The sequence below is a fragment of the Kitasatospora sp. NPDC088160 genome (assembly GCF_044741445.1).
GTDB lineage: Bacteria > Actinomycetota > Actinomycetes > Streptomycetales > Streptomycetaceae > Kitasatospora.
This window is the reverse complement of record NZ_JBIUSS010000011.1, coordinates 235140-255382: the sequence shown is the minus strand read 5'-3', so window position 1 is coordinate 255382 and position 20243 is coordinate 235140. Positions and strand designations below refer to the sequence as shown.

Genomic DNA, 20243 nt, shown 5'->3' with positions numbered 1-20243 from the left:
ACTCCCGCACTTCACCACCTGTAGCGAGGGACCCCACCCCGGCCATGGCCTACGCGATCACCCGGACCTGCTGCAACGACGCCTCGTGCGTGTCCGTCTGCCCGGTCAACTGCATCCACCCGACCCCGGACGAACCGGAGTTCGGCACCACCGACATGCTGTACATCGACCCGGCCGCCTGCATCGACTGCGGCGCCTGCGCCGATGCCTGCCCCGTGGACGCGGTGTTCCCCGTCGACCGGCTGCGCGGGCCCGACACCGTGTTCGGCGACCTCAACCGTGACTGGTACCGCGACCACCCCAACGACCACGCCTGGCGCGCGCCCACCTTCCCGCGCAGCCTGCCCGACGGGATCGGCACGCTGCGCGTCGCCATCGTCGGCACCGGCCCGTCCGCCGGGTACACCGCGCAGGAACTGCTGCGCAGCACCGGCGCCGAGATCACCATGATCGACCGGCTGCCCGTCACCGGCGGCCTGCTGCGGCACGGGGTCGCGCCCGACCACCAGTCCACCAAGCGCATCGCGGACAGCTTCGCCGGCGTCTTCCACGACCCCAGGCTGCGGATGCACCTCAACGTGGACATCGGTACCGACCTCACCCACGAGGAACTCGCCGCCCACCACCACGCCGTCGTGTACGCCGTCGGCGCGGCCGCCGACCGGCGGCTCGGCATCCCCGGCGAGGACCTTCCGGGCAGCCTTCCCGCGACCACCTTCGTCGGCTGGTACAACGCCCAACCGACCGTGCCCGCCGACGCGGTGGAGCTGTCCGGGCCCGGCGCCGAACGGGTGGTCGTCATCGGCAACGGCAACGTCGCCGTCGACATCGCGCGCATCCTGCTCACCGACCCCGACCGGCTCGCCACCACCGACATCGCCGACCACGCCCTCGCCGCACTGCGCCGCAGCCGGGTGCGGGAAGTCGTGCTGCTCGCCCGGCGCGGGCCCGCCCAAGCGGCCTGGACCAAGGCGGAGTTCCTGGCGCTGCGGCAACTGCCGGGCGTCGAGGTGGTGGTCGAGGACCACCCGGAGGTGCGGGCGGCGATCGAGGCGGCCACCAGGACGATCGCCGCGCCGGACGACGGGACGGCCGACGGGACCACCGCTGCGCCGACCGCCGGAACGGCCGCTGCGCCGACCGCGTCGGACGCGAGGGCTGCACTGCTCGCCGGGCTGCCGCTGGTGCCGTTCGACGGAGGTGCCGGGCCGGCGCCGGGCCGGCGGATCGTGCTGCGCTTCCTGTCCGCGCCGACCGCGCTCACCGCGTTCACCCCGCCCGGTGAACCCGGTGAACCCGGCGGGCCCGGCGCGTCCACCGGGGGCGGGCGGGTGACGGGCCTGACCGTCGCCCGGACCACCCTCGTGGGCGGCCGGGCAGCCGAGCCGACCGGGGAGACGGACACGCTGCTGGCCGGCCTGGTGGTGCGTTCCATAGGGCACCGGGGCGTACCGGTGCCCGGGCTGCCCTTCGACGAGCGGACGGCGACGGTCGCGCACCGGGGTGGGCGAGTCGTGGACCCGGCGACGGGGCGGCCGCTGCCCGGGACGTACGTGGTGGGATGGGCCAAGCGCGGGCCGTCCGGCGGGATCGGCGCCAACCGGGCGTGCGCCCGCGAGACCGTGGACGCGCTCCTGGACGACGCGGCGGCCCACGCGCTGGCCGCCCCGGCGGCGAGCCGTACGGACTTCGACCGCCTCATCCGCCACCGTCGCCCGGACGCCGTCGGGCTCAAGGGACTGCGTGCTGTGGAGCGGGCGGAGCGCGCCCGGGGCGAGGCCGAGGGCCGCCCCCGCGTCAAGCTCGCCACCGTCCCCGCCCTGCTGGCGGCTGCCCGTCGGCGGTAGGCGGACAGTCGGCGGGGCGTGAGGGCGGAGTGGAAGAATATGACGGTCGGTCTACTTAATCTGAACGGGTTGCGCACAGGAAGTCGGACAGGCCGACTTCCTGTGCGCGGGTTCCATCGAGCAGCCAAATGTAGACCGGTCTACATATTTTCCCGGGAGCAAAATGACCCCCGCCGACGGCGTGCATCGTGGAACGGAGGTTGAGTCACCTCGCCCGCCGGGACGCCGAACCGGCGCAGTTCGGCTTGATCGAAACTCTCCCGCACGGGGGCGCCCTGCGCCGCAACCTGGTCGCCGCTACGACGTTGAACCGGCCATGGACAACAATGCCGCACCGTTCGGTGCTTGGCGAGGACTCTCGTTGGCGGCAGAGACCGGCTGGGTTCCCGACCGCCACATCCTCAGGGCGCTTCATGCCGCGACGTTCGGCAACCGGTGGTTCACCCAGATCAGCGCGACCGAGCTGGCGGGCCTGGCCGCCATGCCCGATGCGGCCGTCGTGCTCGGAAGCCGACGCGGCTACTTGGCGGACAGTCCGGGGAACCAGGCCCTCGCGGCCCTGCTACGCGAACGGCCGGAGGAGTTCGGGCTGGTCGGTCCCGTCATCCTCGGTGCGCAGAGCCTGCACTGGGAACCGGACCGGGTGGCCGGGACGGGGCGGCTCGGGTTGGCGGGGGTGCAGTGCTTCGACGGGTTCCAGCGACTCGTCACGATCGCCCACATCTCCCGCGAACTGCCGCCCGCAGACCTGGCCAAGGCCGTCCTGTCGGTCATCGTCGTGACCGGCGACGGCCGCCACCGGGTCCGCGAGTTCTGCGACCAGACCGACCGCTACGTCAACTCCGCCGTGCCGCAGGACAATCTCGCCCGCTGTCCGCACCTGCTTGCGGTGCAGGCCGAGTTCCAGGCGGAAGGGAGCTACTTCGACCCCCGGCGAGGCATCGTGGCCGGGCCGCACCCGGTGGGATTCACGCCCGCGGACGTGTTCCGTTCGCTCGCGGCGCTCTCGGCTGCGCCGCGCCCTTATCTGAGCCATCAACTCCACACCCCTGAAGGCCTGGACGCGCTCTGGTCGGACATCACCGGTGCCTCCTACCGGAGCATCGTGCACGAGAACCTGCGGGCGACCAGCGTCCAGGTCGCGGTGGAGGCCAGGCGCGAGACGCAGAAGGCCATCGCCCGGATCCGAAGGCGCCACAACACGGGCTGCTACAAGCTGCTGGAGTACGCGCCCGAACTGGTGACCTGGACGGCCTGCCGGGCCCTTCCGCTGGAGAAGCTCTACGACGGCGGCAGGAACGCGCCGCGCTGGACCGACCTGATCCACGGTGTCCTACCGGCCGAGACCGAGCGGGTCGCCCACCAACTGGTCGCCTCCTACGAGCGGCTGCGCGGATCGAAGCACATCTTCAAGCTCGCGGCGCCTGAACTCGACCTGTGGCTGGAGCTCGTGGACGACGTCCTCGGCCGGGCGTAGCCGGCCGGTCCTCGTAGCCGGCCGGTCCTCGTTGGCGGCCGACTCCGGTGGATCCGGGTCGGCCGCCGGGCGCGTCACCCCCGCCACGTGCGCTTGAGCTCCTCCCAGCGGGTGGCCTGGGCGGGGGTGAGGCCGCCTCGGAGTTCGGCCAGCTTCAGCAGTTGTGCTTCGGCGTCGGCGCCGAGGGGCTGGGCTTCGGCGCGGTAGTGGTCGGTGAGGAGGGCGTCGAGTTCGGGGCGGGTGAGGGCCGGGTCGAGGCGCTGGGCGAGTTTGGCCATGTTGCGGTAGGAGCCCTGGAGGAGGAACGGGGGTTCGGTGCGGGTGCGGTCGTCCTGGGCGGCGGAGGCCAGGTAGGCCCGGTTGACGGCGAGGACGGTGCCGCGCAGGTGGAGCAGTCCGGCGAGGACGGCGGTCATCCGTTCGGCCTCGGCGGCGGGCCAGGCGCCCGCGAGGGTGCCGCCCGGGGTGCCGGTGGCGCGGGCCAGCAGGGTGTCCAGGTCGGCGCGGTCGGCGGTGGCGAGCGGGGCCAGGTGCGGGTTGGCGGGCAGCGCGTTCTCGACGAAGCTGAGCGCGAAGAGGTCCTCGCGCCCGGCGATGACGTCGCCGAGGTTCCAGACGTCGGCGCGGTTGGCGAGCATGTCGGGCAGCCGGAAGAGGCGGCCGGACTCGGTGTACGGGTTGGCGGCCATGACGACGGCGAAGCGCTTGCCGCGCAGGTCCCACTCGCGGGCCTCGCCGTCCCACACCCCGTCGATCCGGCGCTGGGCGTCGCAGAGCGGGATGAAGCGCTGGAGGAGCTCGGGCGAGGTGTGCTGGACGTCGTCGAGGTAGAGCAGCACGTTGTCGCCCGCGTGCAGGGCGAAGTTGAGCTTCTCGATCTCGCGGCGGGAGGTGGCGTCGGGGGCCTCGGCGGGGTCGAGGGAGGTGACCCGGTGGCCGAGCGCGGGGCCGCTGACGGTGACCAGCAGCAGGCCGAGCCGTTCGGCGAGGTACTCGACGAGGGTGGTCTTGCCGTAGCCGGGCGGGGAGACCAGGAGCAGCAGGCCGCTGCGGTCGACCGGTCCGCCGGCGTCGGCGGTGCCGAGCTGTTTGGCGAGGTTGTCGCCGACCAGCGGCAGGTAGACCTGGTCGATGAGCTGGTTGCGGACGAAGCCGTTGAGCGGGGCCGGCCGGTACTGGTCGAGTCGTAGCCGGGTGTGCTCGGCGGCCAGCAGGTCGGCGCGCAGCCGCTGGTAGGCGCGGTGTCCGGGGGCCTCGGTGGCGGCGAACTCGGCGACGCGGGTCAGGAGTTCGTCGAGGCGAAGGTCGAGCGCGCCGCCCGGGAGCCGGGGGTGGTCGCCGAGCAGTCCGGTGAGGCGGGTGGTGGCGGCGCCTTCGGCGGGTCGGCGTGGCAGGGACGGGCAGAGGAGCGCGGCGGCGGCCTCGGCGAGGTCGCCGGGGTCGGCGTCGGCGGCGCTCGACTCCAGCCAGGCCTGGGCGAGTTGGCGCCTGGCGGGCAGCAGGGCGGGTTCGGCGGGCAGTGCGGCCAGCGCTTCGGTGAGGCCGGCGGATTCGGGTGCGGCGTGGAACTTGTCGAGCAGCGCGGCGGCCCCCGGCGCGTACGCGAACGTGGGTGTGGCGGCGGCGAGTTCGGCCACCAGGTACGGGCCGGCGGGCTGCGGGCACGAGGTGAACTCCGTGACGGCGGAGCTCAGTTCGTCGGACAGGACGGAAAGCGCGGCCAGGGCCGCGGGTGCGGCCGGGGCCGGCGCGGTGGGGTCCGGCGCGGTCGGGTCCGATGCTGTCGGGTCCGGAGCGGTCGGGCCCGGCGCGGTCGGGTCCGGTGCGGCGACGAAGGCCTGTCGGGCGAGGGTGAGAGCGAGGGCGAGCGAGCGGGCCCGGGTGTGCCAGACCAGTCGCTGCCGCTCGTCGGCGCCGTGCGCCCAGTACAGCTGCGCGGCCGCCCGGGCGGCCGCCGGGTGGCGCAACAGGCCTGCCTCGGCATGGAGTTCGAGCAGGGCGCGGAGCAGTAGCGCCGCGTCGTGGTCGTGGACGCCGCGCTGGTAGCCCTCGTCCGGGCGCTGTTCGGCGGCGCGGCGGACGAACTCCAGCAGGTCGTCCTCGGTGCGCAGGGTGTCGCGCAGGGCGTCCAGCCCGTCCGGTTCGGCGGCCAGCAGCAGGCTGGCGGCGAGGTATTCGGACCGGTAGAGCGCGGGGGTCTCGGAGGGCAGCGGTCGGCCCCAGTAGCGCTCGGTGGCGGCGAACGCCGGGTCGGTGACGGGGGAGCGGTAGTCGGTGCCGGTGAGGGTGAAGGCGGGGCGGCCGTGCCAGGGGACGAGGGTGAGTTCGGGTCGCTGGGTGGTGGCGGCGAACAGGTGGCGGCCCAGCCGCAGGGTGCCGGGGCCGTCGCCGGCGAGTTCGGCGCGGTCGCGCCGGGCCCGGTGGGCGCGGCTGCGGGCGGCACGCAGCCGTCCGGTCAGCTCCTCGGCCCGGACCCGGTCGCCGAGTGAGGTCAACTGGGCGGCGAGGTCGCGGAGTTTGACGGCGGTCGGGTCGGCGGCGAGGGCGGCGTCGATCTCGGCCGCGGTGTCGAGGGCGGTGAGCCGCCGGTGCAGGGTGTCGAGGATGCGTGCGGCGGAGGCGGCGATCCGGTCGGCGCGGCGGGCCCGTTCCTCCAGCAGGTGCTGGCGGCGGGCGGTGAGGGCGTCGTGGATTCCGGTGCGCCGGTCGGCGAGTTGTTCGCCCAGTGCCGGGTCGGCGTCGGCGAAGCGGGTCTCCAACTGCTCGATCCGCAGCAGGAGTCGGCCGAGCTGGTCGTCGCAGGCCTCGGGGGTGTCGGCGGCGGCGAGCGCGGCGGTGGTGGCCTGGGCGAGCAGGGCGGTTTCGGCGGCGAACTCGGCGGCGGCCTCGCGGGTGCGCAGGTCGCGGCGGCGGACGGTGAGGGCGGCGCGGGCGCGGTTGAGCAGCCCGAGGACGTCGGCGAGCCGGTCGAGGATGGCGGTGCGGGTGGTGGCGTCGGCCAGGTCGAGGGTGCCGACGAGCTCCGAGACGGTCTGCAACGCCTCACTCTGCTCGGAGATCTGGAGACCCAGCGGCTCGGCTTCGGCGGCGGTGGCGAGGGCGGCGCAGCGGTCGGCGAGTTCGCCTGCGCGCCGGCGGTGCGGGGCGAAGGCCTCGGGTTCGGCGAGGTGTCCGACGGCGCGGGCGGCGGCCTCGGTCAGGCCCTCGGCGAGGTGGGCGGCGAGCGCGTCGATCCGGGCGGGGTCGGCGCGCGGCAGGTCGCGCAGCGCCTCGATCCGGCCCTGGGCGCGGCGCAGCCCGGCGAGCCGGTCGACCCATTCGGCGGCGTCGGCGAGGGTCTCGCCGCGGGCGGTGCGCAGCAGGCCTTCGACGTGCTCGGTGGCCTGTTCGGTCTGCCGGGCGGCGTGCGCGGTGAGTTCGGCGACGGCCTCGTACTCGGCGATGACCTGCCGGGCGGTGTCGCGGATCTCGGCGAGCGGGGCGGCGAGGTCGCCGAGGCCGGGCTGGCCCAGCCAGTGGTGCCGGTCGGCGGTGCGGGTGCAGGCGGCGAGGACGGCCTGGTGGCCGGCCGGGGTGTCGGCGCCGGCGGCGGCGAGCCGGGCCAGGGAGAGGCAGTCGGCGAGGCCGCGGACGAGGTCGGCGTTGCCGATCCGGGCGAGCGGGCCGGTGCCGGGCGGCTGCGCGGCCGCGTGGCGCTCGCTGGTGAACGGGGTCTGCCACAGCTGGACGGGGTGCAGCCGGGTGGGCCCGTCCTCGGCCGGGCGGAGGGCGATCAGGGTGCCGTCGGCGAGCAGCGCGTAGCCCTGGCAGGGCAGCGGGGCGGCGGCCTCCTGGCGGACGCTGTTGTACGGCTGGAGCAGGGCGCGGCCGTCGGCGGGGGAGCGGAACTCGTACAGCACGTCCTCGCCGTTGGGCGAGACGAGGGTGCGCTCGTAGGCCAGGCCGTCCACCGGCTGGTCGTAGCTGCGCACGGTGCCGTCGGCGAGGTGGCAGCCGCCGGGGAAGGCCACGCCCTGGTCGGCGGGCAGCCGCAGGCAGGCCTGGCCGAGTGCGTCGATCCGGGTGACCCGGCCGGTGGGCAGGTGGCAGACCAGGTGCCGGACGGTCTCCTCCTGGTACGGGCGCACGCGCACCAGCAGCAGGGTGCCGAGCCGGGCGTGGGCGATCTGGGCGTCGGCGAGGGTCTGCAGGGCCTCGGCGAGGGGTTCGTGGTGCAGCTCGCGGCCGTCGGGGGCGGTGACGGTCAGCCGGCCGCCGTCGATGCCGAGCCGGAGTTCGCCGCCGAGGTCGGCGCGCGGTGGGCTGCCGGGGGCGGCGGGCAGCTGGTCGTCCCGGGTGAGGGCGGTCCAGGCGAGCTGCTGGCCGTCGGCGGCGGTGTGGTCGCGTTCGCCGCGCCCGTCCTGGTAGGCGGGGTGCCCGTCGTCGGCGAGGTCGTCGACGGGGCGCCAGCGCAGCACCCGGACGTCGGCGGCGGCGGGGCCGGTGCGGAAGACGGCGAGCAGGCGGCCGCCTACGGGGCGCAGCCGTTCCAGTCGGGCGTCGCGGAAGTAGCGGTGCAGGTCGGCGAGGTCCTGGCGCAGGCGCGGGTCGTCCAGCAGCGTTCCCTCGGTGGGGGCGGGGGTGAGGTCGGGGTGGTGGACGCTCAGGACCTCGCCGAGCGGCCCGGCGCCCGGGGATCCCTCGGACGGGGCGCCGGCGGAAACGGAGGCGGAGGCGGAGACGGTGGAAGCGGAGACGGTGGAAGCGGAGACGGCGGTGTCGGGCGCGCTGCCCGGGCGGGTGCCGAGCAGCAGCAGCCCGCCGGCGGCGGTGAGGTCCTGCGGGAGGCAGGCCCGGCCGGTGGTGAGCCGGCCGGTGCCGACCAGCCGCAGCTCCCCGCCGCCGAACTCCTCGACCCGGCGGGCGTTCAACGCCTGCGCGCGGTCGGCGAGTTCGGCGGCGGACCGGGCGAGTCGGCCGCGCAGGACCTCGTAGGTGCCGGCGTCGAGCCGGGCGTCGAGGGCGTCCACCACGTCAGTTCCTCAACTACTCGGTTTCTCAACTGCTCAGGAGATCGGGTACTCAGGCGACTCAGGCGCTCACTTGGAGCCGTTGACCGACGCCAGCGCCCCGATCGACGTCTCGGCGATCCCCAACTTCTGGGCTGAGGTGAGCAGTTGCCGCAACTGCCCGGCCTGCTCGCCGCCTCCGGCGCCGATCATCCGCATCAGCAGCGCGGACACCGTCAGGTTCTGCACGTCCGCCGTGGACACCGAGGACAGCACCCGGGTGAGGTCCTCGGTGAAGCTGGCACTGCCGTCGAGCCAGGGCCCGGCCAGGGCCTGGGCGGTCTGCGAGTGCCCGACGAAGGCGTCGACGCTCTTGGCGGCCGTCACCGACTGCACCAGGCGGTCGAAGAACACCCCGTCCCCGCCGACGATGTCGATCTTCGCCTTCTCCAGCCCGGCCGCGACCAGCGCGGCCTGCGCCTCGGCGATCTGCCGCTGGGTGTCCAGCCCGGCCAGCCGGACGTCCTTCTCGGCGGCCAGCCGCAGCCGGTACTCCTCGTGCCCGCGCGAGGCCTCGTCCAGCTTCGCCATCGCCGCGGCCTTCTCGGTGAGGCCCTCGGCCTCGGCCTTCAGCTTGGCGCCGATCTCCAGCGCGGCGGCCTTCGCCTTCTCGGCCTGGACGGCGGCCTCGGCGCGGCCGACCTTCTCCACCGCCGCGGCCTCCTGCTCGCGCACCTGCACCTGGGCCAGCCCCTCGGCGGCGGCCTCCGCCCGGATGCCCTCGGCCATCCGGATCTTGGCGGTGGCGTCCAGTTCGGCGGCCTGCTGGCGGGCCTCGGCCAGCACCAGCGACTCGCGGGCCTTGTGCGAGGCGGCCTGCTCGGCGGCCTCGGCGGCCTTGATGTCCTTGACGAGCTTCTCCTGCGCCTGCGCCTCGGCCTGGATGATCACCGCGCGGCGGGTGCGCTCGGCGTCCTCGGTGGCGCGCAGCGTCTTGACGGCCTCCTCCTGCTCGGCGACGGTCCGCTCCACCGCCACCCGCTCGCGGACCACGTCGGCGACCTCCCGCCGGCGGGACTCGACCTCCTTCTGCTTGGCCATGGTGGCGAGTTCGGTCTCCCGGTCGCGGCCGATGACCTCCAGCAGGCGGTCCTTCTCGATCCGCTCGTTCTCCACCGCGATCACCCGCTCGCGGTTCTTCTGGGCCACCGCGACCTCGCGGGCCTGGTTCTCGCGCTGCACGCCGAGCAGTTCCTCGGTCCGGAGGAAGGCGGTCTGGGCGTTCAGCCGCTCCTCCTCCTGGACCCGGGCGATCACCGCGTCCTCCGTGGCCCGCAGGGTCTCGATCTCGCGGCGCTGGCGGATCTCGGCGTCGGCCTGGCGGCGCTGGAGTTCGAGGACGGCCTCCCGGGCGTCCACGTTCTGCCGGGTGATCTCCTTCTCCTCGGTGCGCTGGTACTCGTTGGTGCGCACGTGCTCGATCGCCGTCAGCTCGGTGATCTTGCGGATGCCCTGGGCGTCGAGGATGTTGTCGGAGTCCAGCTGGTTCATCGGGGTCTGTTCGAGGTGGTCGATGGCCGCGTCCTCAAGGGTGTAGCCGTTGAGGTCGGTGCCGATGACCGCGATGATCTGGTCCCGGAACTCGTGCCGGTGCGTGTAGAGGTCGGTGAAGTCGAGCTGCTTGCCGACGGTCTTCAGCGCCTCGGCGAACTTGGCCGCGAAGAACTCCTGGATCGCGGACGGGTCGCTGGCGCGGGCGGTGCCGATGGCCTGCGCGACCTTGATGACGTCCTCGACGGTCTTGTTCACCCGCACGAAGAAGGAGATCCGGATGTCCGCCCGGATGTTGTCCCGGCAGATCAGCCCGTCCCGGCCGGCGCGGTGGATCTCCACCGTCTTCACCGAGATGTCCATCAACTCGGCCTTGTGCAGCACCGGGAGGACGATCGCGCCGGTGAAGGTGACGTCCACCTTCTTGGTGCGGGAGACGATCAGCGCCTTGCCCTGCTCGACCTTCTGGAACAAGCGGCCCACGAACAGCAGCATGGCGAGCACGATGAGCAGTACGACGGCGACGAGAATGCCGAAACCCACGGCGATGGTGTCCATCACGGAGTCCTTTGACGAGATGACGAGATGGTGCGAAGTCGAGCGGACGAAAGCGGAACGATCGAGACAAAGGGGGTGAAAGGGGGTAAGGGGACGCCCGGGGGAGTCAGCCGCCCGGTAGCGCCGGGTCGAACGGCGCCACCAGGAAGTGCTCGCCGTCGGCGTCGTAGTCGAAGATCAGGGCGGTGCGGCCGGCCGCCAGCCCGGGCTCCTCGGTGAGCGTGCGGACCTGGACGGTCGCGGTGGAGCCGTCCTCGGCGGTGACCTCCGCCTGCCCGAAGTCGGCCGTCACCCGGCCGGTGCGGATCACGCAGACGCGGCCGACGAAGTCCCCCCGGGTCGCCGGACGGTCCTCGGGGAACAGCCGGGACAGCGGCCGGACCAGCAGTCGGGTGCCCGCCCAGGAGGCGACCAGCGCGACGGCGAACACGCCGCCGCGCGCCGGTGCCCCCGAGGTGAGGACGGTGCCGGCCAGGCTGACGAACCAGGCGAGCGCGACCAGCAGCGACACCGCCACCGTCACGGGCACCCCGCCCAGCCCCAGCGCGCCCAGCACGCCTCCGTGGTGGTGGGCGCCCCCGCCGTCGGCGCCGTGCCCGTCTTGGGCCTCGTGTCCCCCGTGCCCCCCGTGGGTCGCGTGCCCCCCGGCACCGTGGCCCAGGTCGCCCGCGTGACCGGCGTGGCCGACGTGACCGGCATGCCCGACGCCGTGTCCCCCGTGCAGGGCGTCGAACCCCAGGCCGCCGACCAGCATCAGCAGCCAGTACCCGACCACCACCACCAGCGCGAAGCTGAAGAGCGCCGTCGGAAAAGCCAGCGCGGCCGCGACGAATCCCCCCATCCCGGCCACGCTCCCCCGCTGTTCCCACGGCACCGCACCTCGGCGCCATGGAGATCGTGACAGCGGAGGGGTCGTTCGCACATTGCCAGGATCCGGCAATCTTTACGGCCCTTTGACACCCTGGAACGCACCGCCCGGGGGCGTTTGGCCGCCGCCTACAGCGGCTGCTCCGGCCAGTTCAGCAACCGGGCCCCCATCGCCGCCGTCTCCAGGGTGAACCGTTGCAGGGCGTCCGACGGGTCGTAGCCGGTCAGCGCCTTGATCCGCTCCAGCCGGTAGCCGAGCGTGCGGACGCTCAGCCCCAGCCGCCGGGCCGCCTCCGCGTTCACGTACGCGGCCTCCGCCTGCACCGCGATGGTGTCCAGCAGGGGGCGGGCGCCGCCGCGCGCCTCGGTCAGCGGGCCCAGCACGCTGCGCACCAGGTCGGCCATCGCCGCCCGGTCGCGCATCAACACGGGGAAGACCAGCAGTTCCTCGGCCTTCAGCTGCTGCGCCGGCAGGTCCAGCCGGTCCGCGTAGTCCAGCGCGCCCAGCGCCTCCTCGTAGCTGCGCAGCACCCCGGTGGCCCCCGAGTGCCGGCGCCCGGTGGCCACCCGCAGCACCGGGCGGTAGCCGGGGCCGGGGCGCAGCGCCAGGTCGGCGAAGGCCTCCAGGACGGCGCGTTCGGTGTCCGGGGCGATGCACACCAGCCGGCCGTCCTTGCCGGCGAGCAGGACGTCCCGCTCGCCGAACCGCCCGACCAGCTCCCGTTCCACCCGGTGCACCAGCGGGTGGACGTCCGCGTACGGCGTGTCGCCGACGGCCACCGCCACCGCGTACGAGCCCGCCAGCCGCAGCCCGAACCGCTCGGCGCGCTCCGCCAGCAGGCCCAGGTCGCTGCGGCCGTACAGCAGGTCGTCGATGAACTCGCGCCGCGCGGACTCCTGTTGGCGGACCGCCATGCGCTGCGCGCGCTCGTGTCCCTCGCCGAGCGCGGCCAGTGCGGCCTCGGTCGCCGCGAGCACGGCGTCGCCGATCCGGCGCAGTTCCCCGACGCCGCCCGCCGCCGTGATGCCCGGCAGCACCTGCCAGGCCCGCCGGGTGGCCGCCAGGCAGTGCGCGACGACGTCGCGCAGCCCGTACCCGGCCTCGGCGCAGTGCTCGCCCAGCGTGCGCAGGCACTCCAGTTCGTCCCGGCGCAGCAGCCTCCCGGTGCGGGAGGCGTCGGCGAGCAGCCCGAGGTAGACCTCGGCGAGTTCGGTGGGTATGTCGTGCTCGGTCCCCTCGGACACCGCGGTACTCCGCCCCCCGTGACGCGTGATGATCCGGCGCGGAACTTTAGCAGGATCGATACGACGCCGAACGGTGCGGGGTGGGCGGCTGACCTGGCGCTATCGCGGGCCGGGCGGAGGTCCGGGCGGCAGGTCGGCCGCAGGGTCGGCAGGCGGCTCCGGCCGGGGCTCGCGGAAGTTCAGGACGAAGCGCGCGCTGCTGCCGTCGATCCGCCGCCGGACGTACAGCGCCGGGGCGCCGTCCGGGGTGCAGCTGACCCCCTCGCGGACCAGCAGCGGGGTGCCCGGCGGGACGCCCAGCAGCTCGGCGTCGGCCAGGTCCGCGCCGATCGCGCCGAACGCCCGCCAGTCGTACTCCAGCTCCACCCCGGCCGCGCGGGCCAGGTCCAGCACCAGGTTCCCGGGCCGGCCGGGCCGCACCAGGGCGTCCGGCAGCGGGCCGAACGGCACCCAGTAGCTGCACACGGCCCGGGCCCGCCCGCCGAGTCGGATCACCGTGTCCACCCGGGACAGCTCGGCCGGCGCCCGGCCCAGTTGCCGGGCCGCCTCCTCGTCCTCCGCCGACCCGGCCACCGGCGGGGTGCCCAGCACGAACTCGCCGTCGCCGGTGTCGGGGAGTGCGGCGTGCACGCTGCCCAGGTCGAAGCGCTGGCTGCGCGGGTCCACCGCGATCGAGACGCGGACGGCCGGCGGGCGGACGAACGTGCCCACGCCCCGCCGGATCTCCACCACGGCGGCCCGCTCCAGCTCCGCCACCGCCTGCCGGACGGTCAGCCGGTTCACCCCGAACTCGGCGCTCAGCTCGGGCTCGCTCGGCAGCCGGGCGCCCGCCGGGTACGCGCCGGCGTCGATCCGTTCCTGGAGCCGCCGGGCCAGCCGTCGGTAGAGCGGGGTGTTGGGAGGGTTCGTCGCCACATGCCCGATCCTACGAACCCCGAGCCCGCCGCCGCCCGCAGCCCGCCCACGGCCGGGCCCGCAGCCAGCCCACGGCCGGGCCCCGCGGCCCGTCCACCGCGGGGCCCGCCGCCCGCCCGCCCCGTCCCCTCCCTCCGGTCGACGGGACCGGTCGGCGGGGGTGGGATGGAGGGGTGCGGGTGGCTGTGGTTTGCCCCGCACCCCGGGGAGGGACTAGACATCTAGATGTCTTGATGCACGTCTGGATGCCCGGCCCCTCCCCACGGCCCCACCGAAAGGCCCCGCGCATGTCCCTGGTCAACTTCCGCGACTCCGCCGTCCTCGGCGACCCCGAGGGCCGGCGGATCCGCCCCGGCGTGCTGTACCGCTCCGCCCAGCCGTTCCCGGCCGCCGACGAGGCCACCGTCGCCCAGCTGCGCGCCTGCGACATCCGCACCATCGTCGACCTGCGCGACACCCGTGAGACCGACCCCGCCGACTGGGCCGCCGCCGAGGCCGCCGGGATAGCCGTCGTCGCCGCCCCGGTGAACCCCACCGGCGACGGCCTCGCCGCCCGGATGCGCACCATGGCCACCGCCGCCGACCTCGGCGACTACTACGTGCTGCTGGCCGAGTCCGCGCCCGAGGCCGTCACCGCCGCCGTCGAGGCCGCCGCCCGCCCGGGCGCCGTCCTCCTGCACTGCGCCGCCGGCAAGGACCGCACCGGCCTGCTGACCGCCCTGCTGCTGGACCTCCTCGGCGTGCCCGCCGAGCGGATCGTCGCCGACTACGCCCGCACCGCCGACGCCCTGCCGCAGATCTTCGCCGGCCTCTCCGAGCGCCACCGCACCGCGCTCAACGCCCGCGGCGCCCGGGTCACCGACTCCGAGGGCCGCGAACTCACCATCCCCGCCCCGCTCCTCGACGCCCCGGCGGAGGCCATGGCCGTCTTCCTCGACCGCGTCCGCACCCGCCACGGCGGCGCCGAGGCCTTCCTCCCGGCCTGCGGCGTCCCCGCCGCCACCCTCGGCGCCTTCCGCGCCAAGGCGGCCGCCGCGGCGGCCTCGGCCGTCTGACACCCGGCTTCCGTCCGGCTCAGACGTCCCGCCGCCGCATCAGGACCACCGTCGCCGCCAGCGCGACGGCCGCCCAGGCGCCCAGGGTGATCCAGGAGTCGAGCACGCTCGGCGCGTACTTGCCCATCGTCGTCGAGGAGTTGGGGTTGATCGTCAGCCTCCCCTCGGCGGCGAGCGGCAGGTGGTTGCCGATCTCCTTCAGCCAGCGGTAGCGGTCGCCGCCGAACAGCATCGGCACGATGAACAGCAGCATGACCAGCGAGACGATCGAAGCGGTGGCGTGCCGCAGCAGGGCGCCGAGGGCCATCCCGATCAGCGCGCAGACGGGCACGATCGCCGCGTAGCCGAGGACGGCCCGCAGGCAACCCTCGTCGGTGATGGAGAGCCCGACGTGCCGGGAGGCCAGCATGGCGTTGCTGCCGAAGAAGGACACCGCGGACACCACCGCCCCGGCGAGCGAGGTGAGGCCGGCGACCAGCACCACCTTGGCCACGGCCACGCCCCGCCGGTCGGGCACCGCGGCGAAGGTGGTGCGGATCATGCCGGTGGTGTACTCGCCGAACACGGTGATCGCGCCGAGGCTGCCGGCCGCGACGGCCATCAGGGCGCCGGAGATGCTGCTGAGGCCGTGGAAGAGCGGGTCGTACCGGTACGGCGGGAAGCCGGGCACCGGCGGGCGGGGGTGGTCGATGTAGGTGAGGTCGGTGTGGACGGCGTTCAGGTTGACCACGATCGCGGCCAGCGAGGCGAGCGCCAGCACCCAGTACGTGGACCGCAGCGAGCGCAGTTTGATCCACTCGGCGGCAAGCAGGTCGCCGAACCGGGGCCGCGGTTCGGCCGGGCGGGTGCGGGGGCGGGCGGGGGCGAGGGTGGCGGTACTCATCGGGCATCTCCTGCCGGGTATTCGACGCTGTCGGCGGTCAGGGACATGAACGCCGACTCCAGGGACGAGGTGCGGGTGGCGAGCTCGTGCAGCACCAGGCCGTGCCGCAGGGCGAGTTCGCCGATCCGGGCCGCGGGCAGCCCGGTCACCACCGCGCCGTCCGGCTCCTGCGCCTGCCGTACGGCCGCCCCTTCGGTCCGCAACACCTCGGCGAGCGAAGGCAGTTCGGGCGTCCGGACGGCCACGCTGGTGACGGCGTTGCGGGCGGAGAACTCCGCCAGGCTCTCGTCCGCGATCAGCCGGCCCCGGCCGATCACCACCAGCCGGTCGGCGGTGTGCTCCATCTCGGCCATCATGTGGCTGGAGACGAAGACCGTCCGCCCCTCCTCGGCGAGGCGGCGGAACAGGCCGCGCACCCACAGCACGCCCTCCGGGTCGAGGCCGTTGAGCGGCTCGTCGAACAGCAGCACCGGCGGGTCGCCGAGCAGCGCGCCGGCGATGCCGAGCCGCTGCTTCATGCCCAGCGAGTAGCCGCCGATCCGGCGCCCGGCGGCCTTGCCGAGGCCTACCTCGGCGAGCACCTCGTCCACCCGCCGGAGCGGGATGCGGTTGCCGCGGGCGAGCGCCGACAGGTGGGCCCGGGCGCTGCGCCCGCCGTGCACGTCCTGGGCGTCCAGCAGGGCGCCGACGTGGCGCAGTCCGCGCGGCCGGTCCGCGAAGGGCGCGCCGTCCACGGTGACGGACCCCTCGGTCGGGGTGTGCAGCCCCAGGATCATCCGCAGCGTGGTGGACTTGCCGGCGCCGTTGGGGCCGAGGAAGCCGGTGACGGTGCCCGGCCGGACGGTGAAGGTCAACTGGTCGACGGCCGTGGTGGCGCCGTACCGCTTGGTCAGTCGCTCGATCTCGATCACGGGGACAACGGTGCCGTCCGAGGCCCCGGCTGGGCATCGGGCCGCGGGCCACAACGCCGGCCGCCGCACTGGCCCGGGGGATTACGCCCTCGGGCCGATGTGCCGCCGCACGGGCCGCCGCTACCATCGGGCGATGATCACCAACCCTCGTCCGCCCCTGCTCAGGCGCCTGCCGCCGGGCGTCTGGGTGGCGGCGTTCTGGGTGGCCGTCATCACGTTCCGAGGCTTCCAGCGGAGCGACGAGCTGGCCCACCTGTTCCGCTACAACGGCAACTTCGAGGACATGCCGTTGCTGGTCACCGCGGTGGTCACGGTCCTGATGGCGTCGCTGCTGGTCCGGCTGCCGCTGCTGGCGGTGGCGATCCCGCTGGCGGCGTGCGTCTTCACGATCGGCATGCGGATCCAGGAGACGGCCGTGGTGCAACTGCTGCTCGCCGAGGTGGCGATCGGCTACTGCACGGCCACCCGCACCCGGGCCGTGTCGCTGTGCGCCGCCGCGATGCCGGTCGCCATGGTGGCCGTCCTGGCGGTCTGGCGGGTGGCGAACGACTACCACACCGACTTCGTCGCCCAGGCCGCGTTCGCCTCGACCGCCGCGATCGCCTGGCTGGTCGGCAACACCGTCCGGCAGAACCGCGTGCACGCCGAGGCCCTGCGCAGCCGCGCCACCGAGCAGGCGATCACCGCCGAACGGCTGCGGATCGCCCGCGAGTTGCACGACATGGTCGCCCACAGCATCGGCATCATCGCGATCCAGGCCGGGATGGGCAGCCGGGTCATGGACACCCAGCCCGCCGAGACCCGCAACGCGCTGAACGCCATCGAGGCGACCAGCCGGGAGACCCTGGCCGGGCTGCGCCGGATGCTCGGCGCGCTGCGCCAGGGCGAACCGGAGTCCGCGCCGATGGAGGTCGCCCCGGGGCTGGGCGAGCTGGACCGGCTGGTCGAGCAGACGGCCGGCGCGGGCGTGCGGGTCGCGCTCACCCGCCTCGGCGAGCCCCGCCCGCTGCCGCCCGAGGTGGACCTCGCCGCCTACCGCATCGTGCAGGAGGCGGTCACCAACGTGGTCAGGCACTCCGGCACCCGGGACTGCCGGGTCACCGTCGACTACGGCCCCGAGGAGGTCGCCGTCACCGTCGTCGACCTCGGCGCCGGAGTTGCCGGGCCGTCCGCCGGCTCCGGTTACGGCATCGCCGGCATGCGCGAGCGGGTCGGCCTGCTGCACGGCGAGTTCAGCGCCGGCCCGCGCCCCGCGGGCGGCTTCCAGGTCGCCGCCCGACTGCCGCTCCCCGTGGAGGTCTCCCCGTGATCCGTGTCGTCCTGGTCGACGACCAGCCGCTCATCCGCACCGGTCTGCGCGTGCTCATCGCCGACACCCCGGACCTGGAGGTCGTCGGCGAGGCCGGCAACGGCGCCGAGGCGGTGGAACTGGTCGGCCGGCTGCGCCCCGACGTCGCCGTGATGGACATCCGGATGCCCGGCATGGACGGCATCGAGGCCACCCGCCGGATCACCGCCGACCCCGACCTGCCCACCCACGTCCTCGTCCTCACCACCTTCGACGACGACGACTACGTGTACGGCGCGCTGCGGGCCGGGGCGGCCGGCTTCCTGGTCAAGGACCTCGCCCTGGAGACCATCCTCGACGGCGTCCGGGTGGTCGCCGCCGGGGACGCCCTGATCGCGCCGAGCATCACCCGCCGGTTGATCGGTGAGTTCGCCGCCCGCCCGCAGCCCGCCGCCGCCCGGTCAGGCCGGGCGACGGTCGACGGGATCACCGACCGTGAGCGCGAGGTGCTGACGCTGGTCGGCCGCGGGCTGTCCAACGGCGAGATCGCCGAGGAGCTGACCATCAGCGTGGCCACCGCCAAGGCGCACGTGGCCCGGCTGTTCACCAAGCTGGACGCCCGGGACCGGGTCCACCTGGTCATCCAGGCTTACGAGTTCGGCCTCGTCGCCCCGTCCTGAGCCGGTCCCGAGCCGGTCCCGAGCCGATCTTGAGTCAGTTCCGAGCCGGTCCCGAGCCGATCCTGACCCGGTCCCGAGCCCAGCCGGTCCACGGCGGGATCACGGTTCGACCAGCTCCCCGATCCGCATGATCCGCCCGTGCGAGTCCAGCACCACGTCGTACACGTTGCCGTAGCACCCGTACGGCGCGTCGTCGGGTTCGTGCTCGGCCAGGCAGTCCTCCAGGTGCCCGAGCACGTCCTCCAGCCGGACGGTTCTGGTCGGGTCGCCGTGCGGGCGGTCGACGAGCGTGGCCTCGACCCCGGCGGTCGCGAAGCCGTAGCGGGCCGGCGTCCCCGTCCCCTCGTAGCGGGCCTCGTCGCAGGAGTAGCGGGCGGGCTGGGCGGTGACGTCGCCGTCCTCGGTGGCGAGGACCACGAGGACGGTGTGTCCGGGGCGTTCGGTCGGGGTCGGGGTGGCGCAGTCGGCGGTGGGGACGGGGGAGGTGTCCATGCTGGGCTCGGGGTCGGCGAGGTCGTCGTCCAGCAGGTCGTCCTCGTCGTCGTACGCCCCGTCGGCGGCGGCCGCGGCGGAGGCGGCGGCGACGGTGGGCGCGGAGTCGGCGGGAGTGCAGGCGGCGAGGGCGGCTGCGGCGGTGCAGCAGAGCAGCGCGGCGAGGAGGGTTCGGGGCACGGCCATGGCACTAGTCTCCCCGGACAGCGGCGGAACTCGTCACGCAGGTACACGACTGGTGCACGGGCTGTGGTTCCCGCCGCCGCCGGATGTGCGGATCCGGCGGCGGCGGGAGTCTTGAGGGGCGGCGTAACGGTCAGGCGGCGACGGGCCGTTGCGCCTCGTACGCCTCGCGCAGCCGGGCCTGGGCCTCGGGGCCCGCCCCGAGGTGGTCGAGTCCGAGCAGCGCCGCGCCCAGGACGGGCGGCGCGACGACGACCCGCGGTTCGGCGAGCGGCGCGGCCTCGGCCAGACGGGCGGTCAGGTTGTCGAGCAGCAGCGGCTGCCGGGAGGAGATCACGCCGCCGCCGAGCACCAGCGGGGTCCGCGTTTCGAGCAGTTCCAGCCGCCGCAGGGCGACGACGGCGAGCCGGACGATCTCGTCGGCCTGGCGGTCGATCAGCCCCAGGGCGACCTCGTCGCCCTGCTCCGCGACGGCGAACAGCACCCGGACGATCTCGTGCAGCCGGCTGGTCGGCAGGTGCCCGAGGTGGACGGCCTCGGCGACGGCGCCGGCGCTGGGCAGGCCGAAGTGCTCGGCGATGGCGCGGGAGAGCCCGGTGGGGCCGCCGCGGCCGTCCTCGTGGCGGACGGCGTGCCACATGCTGGTGACGGCCAGGCCCCCGCCGCCGCCCCAGTCGCCGGTGAGCTCGCCGAGGGCGGGGAAGCGGGCGGTGCGGCCGTCGGGCAGCAGGCCCACGCAGTTGATGCCGGCGCCGCAGACGACGGCGACGCCGCGCGGGCCGTCGGTGCCGGCCCGCAGCAGGCCGAAGGTGTCGTTGACGACGGTGTTGCTGGCGCCCCAGGGGTGGGATTCCAGCGCGGCGCGCAGGGCCTCCTCCTCGACGGGCAGGTCGGCGTTGGCCAGGCAGGCGCTGACGTGGCTGGTGAGGACGCCGCTCCAGGCGGGGTGGCCGGCCGCGGCGGCGGCCTGCTCGACGAGCGGGGCGAGGCCGGCGACGGCGGCGGCGCCGCCGATCTTCTGGGGTGCGAAGCCGCCGCCGCGGGCGGTGCCGTGGACGGTGCCGTCGGCGCCGATCAGGGCGACGTCGGTCTTGGAGTTGCCGGCGTCGATGGCGAGGACGCCGGGCAGGATCGGTTCGGGCTGGTGGGTCATCAGGTCCCCGCGGCTCGTACGTGGCCCGGCCGTGGCGTTGTCCCCGGCCGGGGGTGATCGGTCTCCTCGCAGTGCCCGGCCCGCGACACCCTCATATCGCGGGCCGGGCTGCTTTCCGGACGGGGCCCGGGTGCGAAGCCGGGTCCCGGG

At 74.7% G+C, this 20243-nt stretch carries 14 protein-coding genes; 5 read left to right on the top strand and 9 right to left on the bottom strand.

What is annotated here, in order from left to right; translation table 11 throughout:
• The first annotated feature begins 44 nt into the window (after nucleotides 1–44).
• Both ACIOGZ_RS19430 and ACIOGZ_RS19425 read left to right on the top strand, forming a co-directional pair.
• Nucleotides 45–1847 carry an FAD-dependent oxidoreductase gene (locus ACIOGZ_RS19430; protein WP_400986552.1) on the top strand — a complete coding sequence of 601 codons (1803 nt, stop codon included), beginning with the start codon at nucleotides 45–47 and terminating at the stop codon, nucleotides 1845–1847.
• A 361-nt stretch (nucleotides 1848–2208) separates the two neighbouring features.
• On the top strand, nucleotides 2209–3324 hold the full coding sequence (locus ACIOGZ_RS19425; protein ID WP_400807385.1) for a hypothetical protein: 1116 nt from the start codon (nucleotides 2209–2211) through the stop codon (nucleotides 3322–3324).
• A 74-nt stretch (nucleotides 3325–3398) separates the two neighbouring features.
• Here ACIOGZ_RS19425 and ACIOGZ_RS19420 read toward each other — a convergent pair whose 3' ends face one another.
• The 5 genes from ACIOGZ_RS19420 to ACIOGZ_RS19400 all read right to left on the bottom strand — a co-directional run bounded on the left by ACIOGZ_RS19420 (nucleotide 3399) and on the right by ACIOGZ_RS19400 (nucleotide 13448).
• Nucleotides 3399–8336 carry a DNA repair ATPase gene (locus ACIOGZ_RS19420; protein ID WP_400986550.1) on the bottom strand — a complete coding sequence of 1646 codons (4938 nt, stop codon included), beginning with the start codon at nucleotides 8334–8336 and terminating at the stop codon, nucleotides 3399–3401.
• Between the two features lie 66 nt (nucleotides 8337–8402).
• Entirely contained in the window at nucleotides 8403–10421 is a 2019-nt protein-coding gene (locus ACIOGZ_RS19415; protein ID WP_363580330.1) for a flotillin family protein, read from the bottom strand.
• A 106-nt stretch (nucleotides 10422–10527) separates the two neighbouring features.
• Complete coding sequence (locus ACIOGZ_RS19410; RefSeq protein ID WP_363627973.1) at nucleotides 10528–11262, bottom strand: hypothetical protein; 735 nt, start codon at nucleotides 11260–11262, stop codon at nucleotides 10528–10530.
• 155 nt (nucleotides 11263–11417) lie between these two features.
• Complete coding sequence (locus ACIOGZ_RS19405; protein ID WP_400986548.1) at nucleotides 11418–12533, bottom strand: PucR family transcriptional regulator; 1116 nt, start codon at nucleotides 12531–12533, stop codon at nucleotides 11418–11420.
• Between the two features lie 99 nt (nucleotides 12534–12632).
• On the bottom strand, nucleotides 12633–13448 hold the full coding sequence (locus ACIOGZ_RS19400) for a GntR family transcriptional regulator (protein ID WP_363580336.1): 816 nt from the start codon (nucleotides 13446–13448) through the stop codon (nucleotides 12633–12635).
• 287 nt (nucleotides 13449–13735) lie between these two features.
• Between ACIOGZ_RS19400 and ACIOGZ_RS19395 the strand changes: the two genes are divergently transcribed.
• On the top strand, nucleotides 13736–14503 hold the full coding sequence (locus ACIOGZ_RS19395) for a tyrosine-protein phosphatase (protein WP_363580338.1): 768 nt from the start codon (nucleotides 13736–13738) through the stop codon (nucleotides 14501–14503).
• Nucleotides 14504–14522: 19 nt separating this feature from the next.
• Here ACIOGZ_RS19395 and ACIOGZ_RS19390 read toward each other — a convergent pair whose 3' ends face one another.
• Nucleotides 14523–15386, bottom strand: coding sequence for an ABC transporter permease (locus ACIOGZ_RS19390; RefSeq protein ID WP_363580340.1), 864 nt, complete (start codon nucleotides 15384–15386; stop codon nucleotides 14523–14525).
• Nucleotides 15383–16297 carry an ATP-binding cassette domain-containing protein gene (locus tag ACIOGZ_RS19385; protein ID WP_363580342.1) on the bottom strand — a complete coding sequence of 305 codons (915 nt, stop codon included), beginning with the start codon at nucleotides 16295–16297 and terminating at the stop codon, nucleotides 15383–15385. The genes ACIOGZ_RS19390 and ACIOGZ_RS19385 overlap by 4 nt, the downstream gene beginning before the upstream one ends.
• A 133-nt stretch (nucleotides 16298–16430) precedes the next feature.
• On the opposite strand from ACIOGZ_RS19385, the gene ACIOGZ_RS19380 reads away from it, so the two are divergent.
• Nucleotides 16431–17606: a histidine kinase gene (locus ACIOGZ_RS19380; protein WP_363580344.1), complete on the top strand. Its 1176-nt coding sequence runs from the start codon at nucleotides 16431–16433 to the stop codon at nucleotides 17604–17606.
• Nucleotides 17603–18265: a response regulator transcription factor gene (locus ACIOGZ_RS19375; RefSeq protein ID WP_363580346.1), complete on the top strand. Its 663-nt coding sequence runs from the start codon at nucleotides 17603–17605 to the stop codon at nucleotides 18263–18265. The genes ACIOGZ_RS19380 and ACIOGZ_RS19375 overlap by 4 nt, the downstream gene beginning before the upstream one ends.
• 99 nt (nucleotides 18266–18364) lie before the next feature.
• Here ACIOGZ_RS19375 and ACIOGZ_RS19370 read toward each other — a convergent pair whose 3' ends face one another.
• Nucleotides 18365–18943, bottom strand: a complete 579-nt coding sequence (locus ACIOGZ_RS19370; RefSeq protein ID WP_363580348.1) for a hypothetical protein — start codon at nucleotides 18941–18943, stop codon at nucleotides 18365–18367.
• A 130-nt stretch (nucleotides 18944–19073) separates the two neighbouring features.
• The gene (locus ACIOGZ_RS19365) at nucleotides 19074–20093 is read right to left on the bottom strand and encodes a BadF/BadG/BcrA/BcrD ATPase family protein (protein WP_363580350.1); all 1020 of its coding nucleotides are present in this window, start codon (nucleotides 20091–20093) and stop codon (nucleotides 19074–19076) included.
• Nucleotides 20094–20243: the final 150 nt, after the last annotated feature.

Excerpts from the sequence above, each read along its gene's own strand:
- ACIOGZ_RS19430 (WP_400986552.1), top strand. The coding sequence starts at position 45 with ATGGCCTACGCGATCACCCGGACCTGCTGCAACGACGCCTCGTGCGTG.
- ACIOGZ_RS19415 (WP_363580330.1), bottom strand. The coding sequence starts at position 10,421 with ATGGACACCATCGCCGTGGGTTTCGGCATTCTCGTCGCCGTCGTACTG.
- ACIOGZ_RS19410 (WP_363627973.1), bottom strand. The coding sequence starts at position 11,262 with ATGGGGGGATTCGTCGCGGCCGCGCTGGCTTTTCCGACGGCGCTCTTC.
- ACIOGZ_RS19395 (WP_363580338.1), top strand. The coding sequence starts at position 13,736 with ATGTCCCTGGTCAACTTCCGCGACTCCGCCGTCCTCGGCGACCCCGAG.
- ACIOGZ_RS19390 (WP_363580340.1), bottom strand. The coding sequence starts at position 15,386 with ATGAGTACCGCCACCCTCGCCCCCGCCCGCCCCCGCACCCGCCCGGCC.
- ACIOGZ_RS19380 (WP_363580344.1), top strand. The coding sequence starts at position 16,431 with ATGATCACCAACCCTCGTCCGCCCCTGCTCAGGCGCCTGCCGCCGGGC.
- ACIOGZ_RS19370 (WP_363580348.1), bottom strand. The coding sequence starts at position 18,943 with ATGGCCGTGCCCCGAACCCTCCTCGCCGCGCTGCTCTGCTGCACCGCC.
- ACIOGZ_RS19365 (WP_363580350.1), bottom strand. The coding sequence starts at position 20,093 with ATGACCCACCAGCCCGAACCGATCCTGCCCGGCGTCCTCGCCATCGAC.